Consider the following 17,985-nt stretch of genomic DNA (forward strand, 5'->3'; position numbering starts at 1 on the left):
CAGAGTGTGTTTGCGCGCCATTTTGCCATGCGGGCATCCGGAAGAAAACGCGTAGGACTACTGAGTTGCACCTGAGAGTTCACAACTCTATGAGAGGGATTTTCCGCCAGCCGCAATCCCGGGAAAAACCCAGAAAAAAACGCCCGCACAAGGCGGGCGTTAAGTTATTGAGGCAGGTTTCATACAGGCAAGAAACCTATCGAGCAGTAACTCTCTTATACGCAATTTCTGGCTTCCCTCCAAGCTAAAAGTTTGAAATGAGGAAGATGAGGCTTTAGCGTTAAGCCTCAGCAAAATAAGGGTAGAATGGGATTGTTGCCAAAGTGAGTTCTGATTATTTCCCTGCCGTTCGCGCCCTCACATTTGGAATCGCCCTGTCACTCGGGGCGGTATCTGCATCTGCAGAATCATCCCATGCCATTGCAATGTATGGAAAACCTGCCCTGGATCCGGGGTTTTCAGCGCTCCCTTACGTTAACCAAGATGCGCCCAAAGGCGGGCGGTTAGTGGTCGGCAATACCGGCGGCTTCGATACCCTGAACCCCTTTGCGCAGAAAGGCACGCCGCCCTGGCAGCTTCGGTCCTGGGCCTATGAAAGCCTGATGGGCCGCTCCTGGGATGAACCCTTTACCTTGTATGGGTTACTGGCCGAATCAGTTGTAGTTCCTGACGATCGCTCTTGGGTGGAATTCACCCTGCGCCCCGAGGCCCGGTTTTCGGATGGCAGCCCGGTCACGGTCGAGGATGTGATCTGGTCCTATCAGACCCTGGGCACCGAGGGCCACCTGAGGTATCGCGGTTTCTGGTCAAAGGTTAACACAATCGAGCAAACCGGCCCGCGCAGCCTGCGCCTCAGCTTCAATGTCGCCGACCGCGAGTTGGCGCTGATCGCGGGGCTGAGACCCATCCTGAAGAAAGCGCAGTGGCAGGGGAAGGACTTTGCCGCATCGGGCCTGAGCGAAGCCCCCATCGGCACGGGCGCCTATGTGGTGAGCGATTTCGAGGCCGGGCGCCATGTCACCCTGACCCGCAATCCCGATTACTGGGGCCGCGATCTGCCGCTTCGGCGCGGCACCCGGAATTTCGACGAGCTGCGGATCGATTTCTTTGGCGATGAAACCGTCCTGTTCGAGGCCTTCAAGGCCGGGGAGCTGAGCGCCTATCGCGAGTTCAACCCGGACAAATGGGCCAACGCCTATGACTTTCCCGCCGTAACGCGCGGGGATATCACCAAAACCGAGATCCCCCATCAACGCCCATCGGGCATGACCGGTCTGGCCATGAACACCCGCCGGGCGCCGCTGGATGACTGGCGCGTGCGCGAGGCGCTGCTCCTGGCCTTCAACTTCGAATATATCAATGGCACCGTCACCGGCGGCGTGCAGCCCCGGATCACCTCCTATTTCTCCAACTCCGACCTGGGCCTGGGTCCCGGGCCAGCCACGGGGCAGGTGCGGGATCTGCTTGCCCCCTTTGCCGATCAGCTCTTGCCCGGCACCCTCGAGGGATATGAGCTGCCTCAAAGCGACGGCACCAGCCGCAACCGCAAGAATCTGCGGCGCGCCGTAAAGCTGCTGGCAGAGGCCGGATGGGAGGTCCGCGAAGGTGTCCTGAAAAACCAGGATGGTGAGCCTCTGGTGCTGTCGGTGCTGCTGCGCCAGGGCGATGCGGAAATGAAGACTGTGGTGGAGATCTATGCCCGCGCCCTGGAGCGGCTTGGGATCACACTTTCGCCGGAACTTGTTGATAATGCACAATATGTGGCACGCCAATCCGAATTCGATTTTGATCTTACGCGCCTGCGCCGTGACCTGTCCCTGAGCCCCGGAAACGAACAGCGTCTGTATTGGGGCCGCGCTGGCGTTGACCAGCCGGGCAGCCGCAACCTGATGGGCATCGACAGCCCGGCGGTCGACGCGATGATCGACCACATGCTGTCGGCAGAAACCACAGAGGCGTTCACCGCCGCCGTGCGTGCCCTTGACCGGATCCTGACGGCTGGCCGCTACGTGATCCCGATCTGGCAATATGACAAGGGCCGCATCGCGCATCTCTCCGAGCTTCACCACCCTGAAACCCTGCCGATCTACGGCGACCGTACCGAGTTTTTCCCGGACGTCTGGTGGTACCAGCCCAACAAGTAGCGCCCAGACTCCACCGGAAATGGCTCCTGAGCCTGAGTGGCATCATTGCGCGTGAAGGCGCCCGGGAATTGACGTCTCTAACAGAAATGTTTTCTTTTTTTCCACATTTGCTACCATGGGGCGGTAATTGGGTGTTTGTTCACGTGGGAGAGACACATGTCGGAGCTGTTCGCCTCTGCCAGCTGGGCTGTCCGCTTTCCCCGCGCAAAACAGCGGTTTCCCTATCTGCAGCGTCGCCTGGCGCCCTGCCCGGTGCGGGACAAGGACGGCTTCATCGCCTATCTGGCGCAATCCCATCACCTGACCCTGACCGAGGCCCGCGAAGAGGCCGATGATTTCCTGTTCTGGGAAAGCCTGCACGAAGAGCTGGAACTGGAACTCGACAACATCTGACCGCCGGATCACGGCTGTCGATGTTGTGGAAAATGCTCCCTTATAATAACTTAGACCAGAGAGGTTACCCATAGGATGGTGGCGTCCTCGGGGCTGACCGAGATCACATTATGCCCCATGGCGGCGTCATAATAGGCGCTGTCTCCCCGGCGCATTTCCACCGGTTCGTAGAACTCCGTATACAGCATGATGACACCGGTCAGCACATAGAGGAATTCCTCGCCATCATGGCGAACCCAGCCGTCGAATTCTTCCATCGAGCGGGCACGTACACGGGCGCGATAGGGTAGCATCTGCTTGCGGGTCAGCCCCTCGGCCAGCAATTCGTGTTCATAGGTGGCCGTCGCCTGGGCGGAGCCTTCGCCGGATTTGGTCACGGTCATGCGGCCGTTGACCTGCTCGCGCTGCGGCGGCGTGAACAGCTGCGGCACCGAGATTTCCAACCCCACCGCCAGCTTTTTCAACGCCTCATAGGTGGGCGACATCTGGCCGTTTTCGATCTTGGACAGGGTCGAGCGCGCCAGCCCGGCCTGATTGGCCGCATGTTCCAGCGTCCAATCGCGGGCCTTGCGTAGTTCGCGCACACGGGCGCCCAGGTCCAGGGGTTCGGCCTCTGGGCTGTCTCCGCCAGAACGGGCGATGGTAATCAGGGATTTGGGGTCGCGTCCGGTTGTCATTCCGCCTCTATAGGACGCAGGACTGCCGCTTGCAACGCGCCACGTCCCGCTATAGCCACGCCCTATGATCTCGATATTTGACAAAGGCGCCTTTGCGCCCTGCCCCGCCCCCTTCAACCTGGCCGCCCATGTGTTGCGCCCCGCCGTCGATCACCCCGGCAAGATCGCCCTGGAGGTGCTTGGGCAAACCGCGTCCCAGATCTGGAGCTACGCCGATCTGGAGGCCGCCGTGCGGGGCACCGGCACCGGCCTGCTGGAGGCTGGCCTGCAGCCCGGCGATATCGTGCTGATGCGTCTTGGCAATACGGTCGACTTTCCCATCGCCTATCTTGGTGCCATCGCAGCCGGGATCATCCCCGTTCCCACCTCATCGCAGCTGACACCGCCGGAAATTGCCAAGATGGTCGCGGAACTGGATGTTGCAGCCGTGTTGCGCGATCCCGCCGTGGCCTCGACCGAACACCGCAAGGAGATCCCCCTGGAGGATTTGACGGCAATGCGCAGCCTGCCGCCCTGTGACTATCAGATGGGCGACCCGGAGCGGCTGGCCTACGTGGTCTATACCTCCGGCACCAGTGGCAAGCCACGCGCCGTGGCCCATGCCCACCGGGCGATCTGGGCGCGGCAAATGATGATCCGCGACTGGTACGACCTCACCGAAACCGACCGGCTGCTGCATGCGGGCGCCTTCAACTGGACCTTCACCCTTGGCACCGGGCTGATGGATCCCTGGGCCATGGGCGCCACCGCCCTGATCCCCGAGCCGGAGACAGACCCCACTGCAATACCAGCCTTGCTGCGCCAGTATCAGGCGACGATTTTCGCCGCTGCACCAGGAGTTTATCGAAAGATCCTCAGCCAAGGTGGCGATCTGAGCATTCCAAGCCTGCGTCATGGGCTATGCGCCGGAGAGAAACTGTCGCAGCACCTATCCGAGCAGTGGCGCCAGCACAGCGAAACCGCGCTCTATGAAGCCTATGGCATGTCGGAATGCTCCACCTTCATTTCCGCCTCCCCGGCCCATCCCGCGCGCGGCGATGCCCTGGGCCAGCCGCAGCCCGGGCGCCGGGTCGCCATCCTTGGCCCCGATGGCCCGGTGCCGCAGGGTACCGAAGGCACCATTGCCGTTCACCGCAGCGATCCAGGCCTCATGCTGGGCTATCTGAACGCGCCGGAAGAGACCGAGGCCCGCATGCAGGGAGAGTGGTTCCTGACCGGCGATCAAGGCGCCATGGCCGTTGATGGCCAGGTGACCTATCTGGGCCGGGCCGATGACATGATGAACGCGGGCGGGTTCCGGGTGTCTCCCATCGAGGTGGAAACGGTCCTGGCCACCCATCCGGATATTGCCCAGGTGGGCGTGGCCTCGGTCGAGGTTAAGGCAGACACCCATATTATCGTCGCCTTTTACACAGGCACTCACGTTATCGCGACCGAGGCGCTTATGGACTTTGCCTCCTCCCGGCTTGCCCGGTACAAGCAACCGCGTGCCTATGTGCATCTGGACGCCCTGCCCACGGGCGCCAACGGCAAACTTCTGCGCCGCGCCCTGCCCGCCTATTTCGAAGGATAACCGCCCCATGACGCAACTCCCCACGGTCAAGCTCGACATTCTTTCGGATCCGATCTGCCCCTGGTGCTATATCGGCAAGACCCACCTCGACAAGGCGCTGGCCGAGGTGCCGGACCATCCCTTTGTGATCGAATGGCATCCGTTCCAGCTCAACCCCGAGATGCCCGTAGAAGGCATGGACCGGCGCGCCTATCTGGAAGGCAAGTTCGGCGGCAAGGAGGCGGCCGTACGCGCCTATGCCCCGGTGGTGGAACATGCTGAAAAAGCGGGGCTTTCGATCGATTTTGAGGCCATGCAGCGCACCCCGAACACGCTGGATGCGCACCGGCTGATCCATTGGGCCGGGATCGAAGGCAAGCAGACCGCCGCGGTGGATGCCCTGTTCGAGGCCTATTTCACCAAAGGACAGGATATCGGCGATCACGGCACCCTGGCCGATATCGCCGCAGAGATCGGCATGGACCGGGACGTGGTGCTGAAACTGCTGGAGGGTGACAGCGACCGCGACGCGATCCAGTCCCGCGATGCCCATTCCCGCAAGATGGGGGTGAATTCGGTGCCGACCTTCGTTGTGGCAAATCAGCACGCAGTTCCCGGCGCCCAGCCGCCCGAGTTGTGGAAGCAGGTCATCGCCGATATCATGGAGCAGATAAAGGCCGCGCCCCAAGCCGAGTGATGCTCTAGAGGTCATGCAGTTCAAACGTTCCAGCATCTTTGCGACCCTGATCGGGATCATCGCGCTCAGCACGGTTTTCTTCCATTACGCCGAAGGCTGGAACTGGCTGGACAGCCTGTTCTTCACTGTGGTGACCATATCCACCGTGGGCTACGGAAATTTTGTGCCAGTCACGGCCGCCGGCAAGATCGGAACGATTATCCTGATCTGCAGCGGGCTTGGTGTTTTTGCCTTGGCCGTGCGTGAATTCGCGCTCTACCAGATCCAAAAACGCGAAGAGCACAGCGAATGGCTGGTGGCCCACCTTGGCCGCCACAACAGCGCCGATCCTCCCGGTCCGGCCAACGAGGATGATTGCCCGGATCCCGCGCCCTTTGAGCCCGGCCAGAACTGAGCGCAAGGCTTGATCGCCCAACAGCAATGCACAGAACCCTGTGCGATGGGTGTTCTGGCCCCTCTCAAGAAAACGTGATACCGGCCCCTAGGCGCCGCCCGAATTGGATCCGATTTCCGCATCCTTTCGAAGTGGCGCAAGAGGTCACTTATGTCAGATTCCATTTCCAAATCGGGTGCAAACCCGATGTCCAAAGGTGAATTCATCGCCTTGATCGCGATGATGTTTGCCACCATTGCCTTTTCGATCGATGCCATGCTGCCGGCCCTGCCGGAAATCGGGGAGACACTCAGCCCCGACAATGTGAACCGCGCCCAGCTGATCATTACCTCCTTTGTTCTGGGCATGGGGATCGGTACCTTCTTCACGGGTCCGCTTTCCGATGCCTTTGGCCGCAAACCCGTTATTTTTGCGGGTGTGCTCCTCTATATCCTCTCCGCCTTCGCGGCCTGGGCGGCGCAGTCGCTGGAGCTGGCGCTGCTGGCGCGTTTGACCATGGGCTTGGGCGCCGCCGGGCCAAGGGTTGTGGCCATGGCCGTGGTGCGGGACATGTATTCAGGGCGCGAAATGGCGCGGGTCGTCTCCATCGCGATGATGATTTTCACCCTGGTGCCCGCCATCGCGCCGATGCTTGGCACCGGGATCATCCTGCTTTCCGACTGGCGCGGTATTTTCCTGGCATTTGCGGGTTTTGCGGTGATTATCGCCCTTTGGGTCGGTGCCCGCCTGCCGGAAACCCTGGCCCAAAGCGATAGGCGCCCGATGCGCATTGCCCTGATGCTGGCGGCCTTGCAGGAAATGATCGCCCATCCCACCGTGCGCCTGTCGATCCTGGCGCAATGCCTGTGCCTGGGCATGCTGTTCACCATGATCACCCTGGTCCAGCCCGCCTATGACGTGGTGTTTGATCGGGCCGAGAGCTTTCCCTTCTGGTTCTTTGCCATCGCCCTCGTTTCGGGCACCGGGAGCCTGCTGAACGCGGTTCTGGTGGTGCGCCTGGGCATGCGCCGGATGGTCACCATGGCGCTGGCGGCGCAGATCCTTCTGTCCGCGGCAATGCTGGTGCTGGAAATGCTGCCCCTGGGCGATAGCCTGGCCTTTGGCCTATTTGTGGCCTGGCAGACCAGCGTGTTCTTCATGGCGGGCGTCACCCTGGGTAATCTCAATGCCATGGCGATGGAGCCGATGGGCCATATCGCCGGCATGGCGGCCTCTGTCATGGGCGCGATTTCAACCGTCGCCGCAGCCGCCATTGCGGCGCCTGTCGGCCTTTTGTTCGACGGCTCATTGGTGCCGCTGACCGCAGGCATCTTTGCCATGGCCACAGTCGGGTTTTTCGTGATGCTGCACATGGCCCGGGTGGAAGACCGCTAACCTGTCTCGGGGATGATGGTCACGCCTCTCCCATAGTGTGGAGAGGCGTTTTATCCCATAGCCTGCCAGGGTTCACTGACCGCTCGCCTTGGCCTTCTTCTTTTCTGCAATGGCCTTTTCGGCAAGGTCCCGGGCAATGGCAAAGGCGCCCTTGATCTTGTCGCTCTCTTTCTTCCAGTCCCGCCGCACGACGATCTTGTTGTCCTTGACCTTGGCAAGCCCCTTTTGATCCTGGATGAAGGAAACCAGCCCTTCGGGAGAGGCGAACTTGTCGTTGTGGAACTGGATCGTTGCGCCCTTTGGCCCGCCATCCAGTTTTGCGATCCCGGCCCGTTTGCACATCGCCTTGATGCGAACAACCAGCAGCAAGGTATTGACCTCTTTCGGCAATTTCCCAAAACGGTCGATCAGTTCGGCGGCAAACCCCTCCAGCTCTACCTTGGTGGTGAGCGAGGACAGGCGGCGATAAAGGCCAAGACGCACATCCAGATCGGGCACGTAGTCTTCGGGGATCAGCACCGGCACGCCCAGATTGATCTGCGGTGCCCATTGGTCCTCGGTCTCCGATAGCCCCTCCAGCTCACCGGATTTGATCTTGGCGATCGCCTCTTCCAGCATGGATTGATAAAGCTCATAGCCCACATCCCGCATCTGGCCGGACTGTTCCTCACCCAGGAGGTTACCTGCACCGCGGATATCAAGATCCTGACTTGCAAGGGTAAAACCTGCACCAAGCGTGTCGAGCGAGCCCAGGACCTTCAGTCGTTTCTCGGCCGTTGCGGTCAGCCGCGCGCGGGGTTTGGTGGTGAGGTACGCATAGGCGCGGGTTTTCGAGCGCCCCACCCGGCCGCGGATCTGATAGAGCTGCGCCAGGCCGAACATATCGGCGCGATGCACCACCATGGTGTTGGCGGTCGGGATGTCGAGGCCGGATTCTACGATGGTTGTGGCCAAGAGGATATCGTATTTGCCGTCATAGAAGGCGTTCATCCGGTCATCCAGCTCGCCGGCCGCCATTTGGCCATGGGCCACCACATAGGTGAGTTCGGGCAGCTGTTGCATCAGGAACTCCTCGATCTCTGCCAGGTCCGAAATACGCGGCACCACGTAGAAACTCTGCCCGCCGCGATAATGTTCGCGCAAGAGCCCCTCGCGGATGGTGACCGCGTCAAATTCACTGACATAGGTGCGGATCGCCAGCCGGTCCACCGGCGGGGTGCCGATGATCGACAGGTCACGCACGCCCGTCAGGCTCAGCTGCAGGGTCCGCGGGATCGGGGTTGCCGTCAGGGTCAGCACGTGGATGTCGCTGCGCAGCTGTTTCAGGCGTTCCTTGTGACCAACCCCGAAATGCTGTTCCTCGTCGATGATCAGCAACCCGAGGTTCTGGAACTTGATCCCCTTGGCCAAAAGCGCATGGGTGCCGATCACGATATCGACGGTGCCGCGTGCCATGCCTTCCCGGGTCTTGGCGGCGTCCTTGGCGCTAACAAAACGCGACAACTGCCTGACTTCCAATGGAAAGCCCCTGAAACGCTCCTTAAATGAGGCCGCGTGCTGCCGTGCCAGCAGGGTTGTGGGCGCAATCACCGCCACCTGCACACCCGACATGGCCGCGACAAAGGCCGCGCGCATGGCGACCTCGGTCTTGCCAAAGCCAACATCGCCACAGACCAGCCGGTCCATCGGGCGGCCCGAGGTCATATCCTCCATCACGTCCTTGATCGCGGTCAGCTGGTCGTCGGTCTCCTGATAGGGGAAGCGGGCCGAGAACTCCTCCCAGGCGTGCGGCGGCGGATCCATGATCGGCGCCTTGCGTAGGGCACGTTCGGCGGCGATCCGGATCAGCCGGTCGGCCATCTCGCGGATGCGTTCCTTCAGCTTGGCCTTCTTGGCCTGCCAGGCGCCGCCGCCGAGACGGTCCAGAAGCCCTTCGTCGTGGCCGTATTTGCTGAGGAGTTCGATATTCTCCACCGGCAGGTACAGCTTGGCCTCTTCGGCGTATTCCAGGGCCAGGCATTCATGCGCCGCCCCGGCCGCCGTGATCACCTCCAGCCCCATGTAGCGGCCAATCCCGTGATCCACATGCACCACAAGATCCCCGGGAGAGAGCGACTGCGCCTCGGTCAGGAAGTTTTCCGCCTTGCGGCGTTTCTTCGGCGCGCGGATCAACCGGTCCCCCAGCACATCCTGCTCCGAGATCACCGTCATATCCGGGGCTTCGAACCCGTGTTCCAGCGCCCAGACCGCCAGATGCAGGCCGGATTTGCCAATGCGGGTGCCATCCATCACCGGGATTGCCTCGGCCAGGCCCTCATCCTCGATCAATCCCGTGAGCCGTTCGCGTGCCCCTTCGGAATAGGAGGCGATCACGACCGGCCCCTTCTGCATGCGGGATTTAATGTGATCCGCCAAGGCCCCGAATAGGCTGATGTTTTCCTGCTGCCGTTCCGGCGCGAAATTGCGCCCGATCCGCCCGGCGGCATCCACCACACCCGGGCCAGAGGCCTGCGCCAGAGGGTGGAACTGTATGGTGCGGTGATCGGCTGTTGCCGCCTCCCAGGCCGCATCGTCCAGGTACAGAAGGCCCGGTGGGGTCGGCTTGTAGACCGTATCCATCCGCCCCTTCTGGGCCATCGCCAGCTTGCGGGTCTCATACTGGTCTGCAACGCTGTCCCAGCGCGCCAGCCGCGCCGGGGTCACCTGATCGTCCAGCGTGATCGAGGCCTTCGGCAGATAGTCGAACAGGGTTTCCAGGTTTTCATGAAAGAACGGCAGCCAATGTTCGATCCCCTGATGTTTACGCCCCGCACTTACCGCCTCGTACAGCGGGTCGTCGGTTCCGGTCGCGCCAAATTCGATACGGTAGTTCTGCCGGAAGCGGGTGATTGCCGCCTCGTCCAGGATCACCTCGGAGACGGGCGCCAGCTCGATCAGGTCCAGCTTTTCCGTGGTCCGTTGCGTGGCCGGATCAAACCGGCGTGCCCCATCCAGAACATCGCCAAACAGATCCAGCCGAACCGGGCCTGCGTCGCCGGGCGGAAAGATATCGATGATGCCCCCGCGAATGGCGTAATCGCCCGGCTCCATCACCGTGGGGCTTTGGGAAAACCCCATTCGAACCAGGAAGTTGCGCAGCGCTTCTTCATCAATCCGCTGGTCCACCCGGGCGGTAAAGGCGGCCTCGCGCAGGACCGAGCGTGCGGGCACCCGTTGGCTGGCGGCATTGAGCGTGGTCAGCAGCACGAACTCTTTCGGCATCTGATGCACAAGCGCGGCCAGCGTAGCCATGCGCGCGGCAGAGATATCCGCATTGGGAGAGACGCGATCGTACGGCAGGCAATCCCAGCCGGGAAAGACAAAGATCGGCAGATGCGGGGCAAAAAACGCCAATGCGGCGCGCATCGCCTCCATCCGCTTGTCATCGCGGGCAACATGCAGCACCGGACCGCCGGATTTCTCCACCTCTTTCAGGATCAGCCGGGCGTCATAGCCTTCGGGCGCGCCGCCCATGGTCACTGCACGCTGCGTCATGCTACCTGTCTCCCTTTTTTCAAACGCATCGTAGCGGCGGGTTACCCAAAAACGCCTAAGTGAAGGTTCTGATACATACCCCACATCGCGGTCACGAAGATCGAAATCATGCCAAGGAACTGGATGACAAAGCGGGAGGTTGCAAGCCTGCGATACAGCGCCTCCTCCCGTGGGTCATCGGCGCGGATCGCACGGGCCGTGATCAGGTTGATCAGCCCCACGATGGCCATGGGAAACATCAGCAGAAACACGGCCTGGGCGAACTCCACCATCAGCAAGAACCCCAAGGTGGCCAGTGACGAGAGCACGAAACAGGCGATCCCAAGAAGCCAAATTCCAGCATTTTCAGCCACATAAAGGATCCTGTTGACATTGATCCGCACCAGATCCTCAAGATCCTGTGCCGACTGCCCCTGGGCCTTGCGGGCGCGATGCACCATGTCGAAGGGCACGCCGAGGATCCAATGGCTTGCCGACGACCACATCACGGCCAAGGCAATCCAATACCAGAGGTTGGAAAAGGATCTGAGATCGATCATCTCGGTCAATGTCTGCAGCAGATCCACCCCGGCGCCCCTTTGTGAACGGTTTTCCTGTGGCGCCCTATATCAACCGGTCAGCCCGGTTGCACAAGCCCCGCAGCATGCGACCGCATGTTCGCGACGAATGTGCCACTTGCAAGGGCGCCGTGTTCCATGCGACCCAAGAGCAGCAAACAAGACGAGAGATCCAGATGAAGCCGACTGTCGCCGCCTTTCCCGCCGCCCGCCTGCGCCGCACCCGGACAACACCTGCAATCCGCGGTTTGGTCCGTGAAAACACCCTGACGACGGACGATCTGATCTGGCCGGTCTTCGTGCGCGATGGTGAGGGGATCGAGGAACCCGTGGTCTCCATGCCGGGCGTGGTGCGCCGCTCCGTGGACAAGATCGCCGAGGCCGCGATCGAGGCACAGGCGCTAGGCATTCCGGCGATCTGCCTGTTTCCCTATACGGATCCAAGCCTCAAGACCGAAGACTGCGCCGAGGCCTGGAACCCCGACAACCTGTGCAACCGCGCCATTCGCGCGATCAAGGCGGTGGTGCCGGAGATTGCAGTGATGACCGACGTGGCGCTGGACCCATATAACATCAACGGTCACGATGGGTTTGTGGTCGACGGCGAGATCATGAACGACGAAACCGTCGAGGCGCTGGTGAAGATGACCCTGGCCCAGGCCGATGCGGGCGCCGATATCATCGGCCCTTCGGATATGATGGATGGGCGGATCGGCGCGATGCGCAATGCGCTGGAACAGGCGGGACACCGCAATGTCTCGATCCTGTCCTATTCCGCGAAATACGCGTCCGGCTACTATGGGCCGTTCCGCGATGCGGTCGGCGCCTCTGGCGCGCTGAAGGGCGACAAGAAGACCTATCAGATGGACCCCGGCAATTCCGATGAGGCGCTGCGCCTGATCCAGCGCGACCTGCAGGAGGGCGCCGATATGGTCATGGTCAAGCCCGGCATTGCCTATCTCGATATCTGCCACCGGGTGAAGACGACCTTCGGCACCCCGACCTTCGCCTATCAGGTCTCTGGCGAATACGCGATGATCCAGGCCGCCGCGCAGAACGGTTGGATCAATGGCGAGCAAGTGATGCTGGAAAGCCTTTTGGCTTTCAAACGGGCTGGTTGCGATGGGATCCTCACCTATTTCGCACCTGAAACAGCGCGTATCCTGAACGGTTGACAGGCGTTCCCGCAGCAGAAAGCCGCCGAGGATCTGCCACCCGGAAAGGTGGTGGATGACAGGCGGCGGCTTTCTGCTTATAGTCCCGCCAGAGCCGGTCAACCGGCCTTGCACGATGCAGCTTCGACCAAAAAGCTTCGACACTCAGAGCGACAGGCAATTCACATGAGCAAACAGTTCACATCCGGCGTCACACGCCGTGGTTTCACCTTGGGTCTATTGGCCGGGACCGGGGCCATGGCCGCCTGCGGAAACGGTGTTGGCAATAGCAACGCGGCAACCATCGATGCCCGCGTCGATGCCACCCTCAACCAGATGTACCGCGAATACCCCAACACCATCGATCTGGCGGAAAAATCCACCGGCATGCTGGTGATGCCGCTGGTGACGGAAGCCGGCTTCCTGGTTGGCGGCGCCTATGGGCGCGGGGCGCTCCGGATCAATGGCGTCACGGTGGATTACTATTCCACGGTCAAGGGCAATGCCGGCCTGCAGATCGGCGCGCAGCAATATGCGCATGTGCTGTTCTTCATGACCGACAACGCCCTGGCCGGGTTCCGTCGCTCTTCCGGCTGGGCCGCTGGCGCCGATCTGGAATATGTGGTGCGCGACGATGGCAACTCCCTGGCGGCGGACACCAATACGCTGACCTCCCCGATCCTGGCAGCGGTCTTTGCCCAGGCGGGCCTGCGGATCGGTGCCACGCTGGAAGGCACCAAATACACCCGTATCATTCCCTGATCTTCGGGAAACCTTCTTTAAAAACAATGGCGCGCCCGAAAGAGGCACGCCTTTTCAGTATGTTATCTTTGGTTTCTCAACCCGCGCTGCGCAGGCGTTTGAACAGAGAGGAGGTATCCCAGCGGCCGCCGCCCATCTTCTGCACGTCCTTGTAGAACTGATCGACCAACGCCGTCACCGGCAGGCTGGCACCGGTTTCATCGGCCGCATCCAAGCAGATCCCAAGATCCTTGCGCATCCAGTCCACCGCGAACCCATGGTCAAAGTGGTCATCCAGCATGGTTTCATAGCGGTTGGCCATCTGCCAGCTGCCGGCGGCCCCCTGGCTGATCACCTCCACGACCGCGCGCCCGTCGAGGCCCGCCTTTTCGGCAAAATGCAGCGATTCGGCCAGCCCCTGCACCAGGCCCGCGATGGCGATCTGATTGCACATCTTGGTCATCTGACCGGCCCCGGTTTCGCCGATACGACGGCAGATCCGCGCATAGGCATCGATCACCGGTTCCGCCTTGGCATAGGCCTCGGCATCACCGCCGCACATCACCGAGAGAACGCCATTTTCGGCCCCCGCCTGACCGCCTGAAATCGGCGCATCCACGAAGGAGATCCCTTTTTCCTTCGCCGCCTCATAGAGTTCCCGCGTGACGCTGGCTGAAACCGTGGTGTGATCGACAAAGATCGCGCCGGGCGCCATCCCGGCAAAGGCGCCATCTTCGCCGAGGCAGACCGACCGCAGGTCATCATCGTTGCCGACACAGGACATCACGAAATCAGCGCCGGCCGCCGCCTCGCGCGGTGTGGGGGCACTGGCACCGCCGTGTTCCGTCGCCCAGGCCTCTGCCTTGGCTGCTGTCCGGTTGTAGACCGTCACCGCGTGCCCCGCCGACTGCAGGTGGCCCGCCATCGGATAGCCCATGACCCCCAATCCCAGAAATGCCGCTTTCGCCATGTGCTTTTCCCTCGTGCTTTCTTGGCTTATGTTGCCGCTACCCTAGCACTGGCGGCGCCGGGTTCAATGCTGGCACGGTGTCAAATCGATAAATCGAATGGAATAAACCCTTTATGGCTCTCCTTTTTCGCTGGTTGCTGCGGCTGACCGCCACGTTGATTCTGGTATCGCTGGCGGCTGTTTTATTGGCCTACTACTTTGCCGCCCAATCCCTGCCGGACTACAACAAGACCATCGCGCTGCCGGGCCCGACCGCAGCGGTCGAGATCGTGCGCGATAATGCGAATGTCCCACATATCTTTGCGAGCCCGGGCGCCGGTGATGAAGATGTCTATTTCGGCCTTGGCTATGCCCATGCGCAGGATCGGCTGTGGCAGATGGCGGTGATGCGGCGCACGGCCCAGGGGCGCCTGTCGGAGATTTTCGGCAACCGCACGGTCGAGGTCGATACCTTCCTGCGCCGTCTCGATCTTTATCGCCTGGCGCAACGGTCGCTGGCGGTGCAGACGCCGGACACCCTGGCGGCGCTGCAGGCCTATTCCGCCGGTGTCAACGCCCGCCTGCTAGAGATCAACGAGCAGGCCCTGGGCCGCGGCGCGCCGGAGATGTTCCTGTTCAACATGCCGCTCGCCCCATGGCAGCCCGCCGACAGCCTTGCCGTGATGAAGCTGATGGCGCTGCAGCTGTCGGGCCATATGCGCGAGGAAATCCTGCGCGCCCGCACCTCCCTGGCGCTGACAACCCCGGAACGGCTGAAGGACATCCTGCCCGATGCGCCCGGGTCCGGCATTGCCGCCCTGCCCGAATATGCCGCCCTGTTCCCGGATCTGCCGCGCTATGCCGATGCGACGCCCGCGGGAGGCACGGATCGCCTGCCCATGCTGTTCCCCCTGGCACCGCGCGGTCTGGGCGGCGCCTCCAATGCCTGGGCCGCCGATCCCAGCCGCTCGGCCACCGGGGGCACGCTGCTGGCCAATGATCCGCATTTGGGCCTCAGCGCGCCGGGGATCTGGTATCTGGCGCGGCTGGAGCTTGCCAGCGGTGGTCTCATCGGCGGCACCCTGCCCGGCGTGCCCGCGGTGATCACCGGACGATCGGATCAACTTGGCTGGGGTATCACATCCTCCTATATGGACGATCAGGATCTCTGGGTCGAAAAGATCAACCCGGAAAACCCGGAAGAATACTTGAGCCCAAATGGTTACAAGCCTTTTATCACCCGGAAGACGATCATCAACATCAAGGATGCGCCCCCCGTCACCCTGACCCTGCGCTGGACAGACAATGGCCCGGTTCTGCCCGGATCGAAGTTCGATCTGTCGGCCATCACCCCGCCGGGCCATGTGATCAGCCTGGGCTGGACGGCGCTTAGCGCAGAGGATACCTCGATGAGCGCGGCGATCGCGCTGATGCGGAGCGCTTCGGTCACCGAGGCCATCGCAGCGGGTGAAGCCTATATCGCCCCGTCGCAAAACCTGGTTCTGGCCGATCGGCAAACCATTGCCCTGAAAACCGTCGGCGCCATCCCGCAGCGCGATGCGCGTCACCAGAGCCAGGGACGCCTGCCCAGCCAGGGCTGGCGACGGGAAAACCTCTGGCAGGGGCGCGCGCCCTATGCCGCGAACCCTGAATTTGTCAGCCCCCGCGGTGGCATCCTGGGCAATACCAACAACAAGGTGCTGGAACGCCCCTTCCCCAATCACGTCTCTTATGACTGGGGCGACACCCAGCGCATTCATCGCTGGCGCAAGCTGATGCAAAGCCGCGAAGTCCACACCCGCGACAGTTTCATCGAAGCGCAGCTGGATACGGTCTCCTTCTCGGCGCGGGCGCTGTTGCCGCTGATTGGTGCCGATCTGTGGTTCACCGGCGAGGCCGCTGCTGAAGGTAGCCGCGAACGGCAGCGCCACGAGGCCTTGACCCTGCTGTCCGAGTGGAACGGAGAAATGAACGAGCACCTGCCGGAACCCTTGATCTATGCGGCCTGGCTGCGGGCGTTGCAGGCCCGGCTGATCGCCGATGATCTGGGTCCCTTGGCCGAGGAGTTCGCCCATGTGGAACCGCTGTTCATCGAACGGGTCTACCGCAACATCGACGGCGCCGCCGCCTGGTGCGATGTGCGCCAGAGCGCGCCCAATGAAAACTGCACCGATATGGCCCGTCTCGCGCTGGACGATGCGCTTTTGTGGATCGAAGAACGCTATGGCAACGCCTTGGAATCCTTACGCTGGGGGGATGCACATCAGGCGACCCACGATCACGAGGTGCTGGGCGAAGTGCCGCTGTTGCGCTTTTTCGTGAATATACGCCAATCCACCAGCGGCGGCGACAATACCCTGCAGCGCGGCCGCACCTCGGGCGAGGATTCCGAACCGTTTCACAACGTCCATGCGGCCGGCTATCGCGGCGTTTACGACTTTGCCGATCCGGACAGTTCGGTCTTCATCACCGCGACCGGACAATCGGGGCATTTTCTGTCCCGTCACTATGACGACATGGCACAGCTGTGGCGCCGGGGCGAATATGTTCCGATGTCGCTGGATCCAGATCTCGCCCATGCGGCCGCCGTCGGTGTCACCCGGATCGAACCGAGGACTGCCCCGTAAATGAAAGAGCAAGCCGTCCCCCTGATCGTCCTTGGCCTGTTGTTCTTTGCCGGTCTGGCGGCGGATCGGATCGGACGCCGGTTACGCCTGCCGCGCGTGACCCTGTTGCTTGGCTTTGGCCTGCTGGTTGGCGAGGCGGGCTTCGGGCTTTTGCCGGAGACGATCACCACGCTATATCCCGTGGTCGCCGTTGTCGCCCTCAGCGCGGTTGCGCTGCTTCTGGGCAGCGAGTTGTCACTTGCCAATCTTGGCCAGCATGGTCGCACTGTCCTGGTGGTGTCGCTGTCGGTCGTGCTGGTAACCCAATTGGTCGTCAGCGCCGGTCTCTGGCTCATTGGCGTGCCGCTGACGCTGGCGATTGTCCTTGGCGCGCTGGCCACCGCGACCGACCCGGCCGCCACTTATGATGTCATAGACCAATCCGGTCAGGACAGCAGTTTTACACGCACACTCAAAGGCTTGGTCGCCATAGATGATGCGTGGGGCTTGCTGGCCTTCAGCGCCGCCCTGGTGATGATCCAGCTGTTCAGCGGGATTGGCACTGGCGGCGATACCTTGGCCCGTGCGGCATATGAGGTCTTTGGCTCCATCGCCCTCGGCTGTGTGATCGGTGTGCCTGGCGCCCTGCTGACTGGGCGCCTGTCGGATGGGGAGCCGCTGCGGATCGAGGCGCTATCCCTGGTGTTTCTAACCGCCGGCCTGTCGTTAATGCTGGACCTGTCCTACCTGATCGCCGGCATGACCGTGGGCGCGGTGATCGTGAACCTGGCGCATCATCACACCAGGGCGTTTCACGAGATCCGCAATTTCGAATGGCCCTTCATGATCATCTTCTTCGTGCTGGCCGGGGCGACGCTGGATCCTTCGGCGCTGGCGAGCCTGGGTTTGGTTGGGGTGGGTTATGCCCTGTTGCGGATCCTTGGTCGCATCATCGGCGGCTGGATCGGCGGTACGCTGGCACAGGCGCCAAGGCAGGAGCGCCCCTACTACGGAGCTGCCATGCTGCCACAGGCCGGCGTTGCCATCGGCATGGCGCTGGCCGCCTCCGAACAATTCCCGGAGTTTGCCCCCACGATCATGGCGCTTGCCATCGGCACCACCGCCGGTTTTGAGCTGATCGGCCCCATCATCGCAGCCCTGACCATCGCGGCACAGGCCCGAGCCGAAGGCACGAGGTAGAGCTTAGAGCTTA

14 protein-coding genes are annotated in these 17,985 nt (G+C 62.0%); 10 read left to right on the top strand and 4 right to left on the bottom strand.

Features of this window, described 5'->3' with window-relative positions:
• The first annotated feature begins 323 nt into the window (after positions 1-323).
• Together PXK07_RS00245 and PXK07_RS00250 are read left to right on the top strand one after the other, a co-directional pair.
• A complete protein-coding gene (locus tag PXK07_RS00245) occupies positions 324-2,144 on the top strand; it encodes an extracellular solute-binding protein (RefSeq protein WP_274846177.1) in 1,821 nt (606 codons plus the stop codon).
• A 156-nt stretch (positions 2,145-2,300) separates the two neighbouring features.
• Positions 2,301-2,537, top strand: a complete 237-nt coding sequence (locus PXK07_RS00250; protein ID WP_274846178.1) for a hypothetical protein — start codon at positions 2,301-2,303, stop codon at positions 2,535-2,537.
• 50 nt (positions 2,538-2,587) lie between these two features.
• Here PXK07_RS00250 and PXK07_RS00255 read toward each other — a convergent pair whose 3' ends face one another.
• Positions 2,588-3,214 carry a helix-turn-helix domain-containing protein gene (locus PXK07_RS00255; protein WP_274846179.1) on the bottom strand — a complete coding sequence of 209 codons (627 nt, stop codon included), beginning with the start codon at positions 3,212-3,214 and terminating at the stop codon, positions 2,588-2,590.
• Positions 3,215-3,278: 64 nt separating this feature from the next.
• Here PXK07_RS00255 and PXK07_RS00260 point away from each other — a divergent pair, with 64 nt between their 5' ends.
• The 4 genes from PXK07_RS00260 (at position 3,279) to PXK07_RS00275 (ending at position 7,231) form a co-directional block, all read left to right on the top strand.
• The gene (locus PXK07_RS00260) at positions 3,279-4,787 is read left to right on the top strand and encodes a class I adenylate-forming enzyme family protein (RefSeq protein WP_274846180.1); all 1,509 of its coding nucleotides are present in this window, start codon (positions 3,279-3,281) and stop codon (positions 4,785-4,787) included.
• Positions 4,788-4,794: 7 nt separating this feature from the next.
• Complete coding sequence (locus PXK07_RS00265; protein ID WP_274846181.1) at positions 4,795-5,463, top strand: DsbA family oxidoreductase; 669 nt, start codon at positions 4,795-4,797, stop codon at positions 5,461-5,463.
• A gap of 13 nt (positions 5,464-5,476) precedes the next feature.
• Positions 5,477-5,857 (top strand): potassium channel family protein, encoded by a 381-nt coding sequence (locus PXK07_RS00270; RefSeq protein WP_274846182.1) that lies wholly within the window; start codon positions 5,477-5,479, stop codon positions 5,855-5,857.
• A 150-nt stretch (positions 5,858-6,007) separates the two neighbouring features.
• A complete protein-coding gene (locus PXK07_RS00275) occupies positions 6,008-7,231 on the top strand; it encodes an MFS transporter (RefSeq protein WP_274846183.1) in 1,224 nt (407 codons plus the stop codon).
• A gap of 72 nt (positions 7,232-7,303) precedes the next feature.
• Here PXK07_RS00275 and mfd read toward each other — a convergent pair whose 3' ends face one another.
• Positions 7,304-10,765 carry a transcription-repair coupling factor gene (gene mfd, locus PXK07_RS00280; protein ID WP_274846184.1) on the bottom strand — a complete coding sequence of 1,154 codons (3,462 nt, stop codon included), beginning with the start codon at positions 10,763-10,765 and terminating at the stop codon, positions 7,304-7,306.
• A gap of 41 nt (positions 10,766-10,806) precedes the next feature.
• Entirely contained in the window at positions 10,807-11,331 is a 525-nt protein-coding gene (locus PXK07_RS00285) for a component of SufBCD complex (protein WP_274846185.1), read from the bottom strand.
• Positions 11,332-11,498: 167 nt separating this feature from the next.
• Here PXK07_RS00285 and hemB point away from each other — a divergent pair, with 167 nt between their 5' ends.
• Entirely contained in the window at positions 11,499-12,497 is a 999-nt protein-coding gene (gene hemB, locus PXK07_RS00290; protein WP_274846186.1) for a porphobilinogen synthase, read from the top strand.
• 165 nt (positions 12,498-12,662) lie between these two features.
• Complete coding sequence (locus PXK07_RS00295; RefSeq protein ID WP_274846187.1) at positions 12,663-13,238, top strand: lipid-binding SYLF domain-containing protein; 576 nt, start codon at positions 12,663-12,665, stop codon at positions 13,236-13,238.
• A 76-nt stretch (positions 13,239-13,314) separates the two neighbouring features.
• On the opposite strand, the gene PXK07_RS00300 is transcribed toward PXK07_RS00295, so the two are convergent.
• A complete protein-coding gene (locus PXK07_RS00300; RefSeq protein ID WP_274846439.1) occupies positions 13,315-14,217 on the bottom strand; it encodes an NAD(P)-dependent oxidoreductase in 903 nt (300 codons plus the stop codon).
• Positions 14,218-14,300: 83 nt separating this feature from the next.
• Between PXK07_RS00300 and PXK07_RS00305 the strand changes: the two genes are divergently transcribed.
• Both PXK07_RS00305 and PXK07_RS00310 read left to right on the top strand, forming a co-directional pair.
• Positions 14,301-16,793, top strand: a complete 2,493-nt coding sequence (locus tag PXK07_RS00305; RefSeq protein ID WP_274846188.1) for a penicillin acylase family protein — start codon at positions 14,301-14,303, stop codon at positions 16,791-16,793.
• Positions 16,794-17,972, top strand: coding sequence for a cation:proton antiporter (locus PXK07_RS00310; protein WP_274846189.1), 1,179 nt, complete (start codon positions 16,794-16,796; stop codon positions 17,970-17,972).
• Positions 17,973-17,985 lie beyond the last annotated feature (13 nt).

The sequence above is a fragment of the Phaeobacter sp. QD34_24 genome, assembly GCF_028890115.1.
GTDB lineage: Bacteria > Pseudomonadota > Alphaproteobacteria > Rhodobacterales > Rhodobacteraceae > Phycobacter.

Excerpts from the sequence above, each read along its gene's own strand:
- PXK07_RS00250 (WP_274846178.1), top strand. The coding sequence starts at position 2,301 with ATGTCGGAGCTGTTCGCCTCTGCCAGCTGGGCTGTCCGCTTTCCCCGC.
- PXK07_RS00255 (WP_274846179.1), bottom strand. The coding sequence starts at position 3,214 with ATGACAACCGGACGCGACCCCAAATCCCTGATTACCATCGCCCGTTCT.
- PXK07_RS00260 (WP_274846180.1), top strand. The coding sequence starts at position 3,279 with ATGATCTCGATATTTGACAAAGGCGCCTTTGCGCCCTGCCCCGCCCCC.
- PXK07_RS00265 (WP_274846181.1), top strand. The coding sequence starts at position 4,795 with ATGACGCAACTCCCCACGGTCAAGCTCGACATTCTTTCGGATCCGATC.
- PXK07_RS00270 (WP_274846182.1), top strand. The coding sequence starts at position 5,477 with ATGCAGTTCAAACGTTCCAGCATCTTTGCGACCCTGATCGGGATCATC.
- PXK07_RS00275 (WP_274846183.1), top strand. The coding sequence starts at position 6,008 with ATGTCAGATTCCATTTCCAAATCGGGTGCAAACCCGATGTCCAAAGGT.
- mfd (WP_274846184.1), bottom strand. The coding sequence starts at position 10,765 with ATGACGCAGCGTGCAGTGACCATGGGCGGCGCGCCCGAAGGCTATGAC.
- hemB (WP_274846186.1), top strand. The coding sequence starts at position 11,499 with ATGAAGCCGACTGTCGCCGCCTTTCCCGCCGCCCGCCTGCGCCGCACC.
- PXK07_RS00295 (WP_274846187.1), top strand. The coding sequence starts at position 12,663 with ATGAGCAAACAGTTCACATCCGGCGTCACACGCCGTGGTTTCACCTTG.
- PXK07_RS00305 (WP_274846188.1), top strand. The coding sequence starts at position 14,301 with ATGGCTCTCCTTTTTCGCTGGTTGCTGCGGCTGACCGCCACGTTGATT.
- PXK07_RS00310 (WP_274846189.1), top strand. The coding sequence starts at position 16,794 with ATGAAAGAGCAAGCCGTCCCCCTGATCGTCCTTGGCCTGTTGTTCTTT.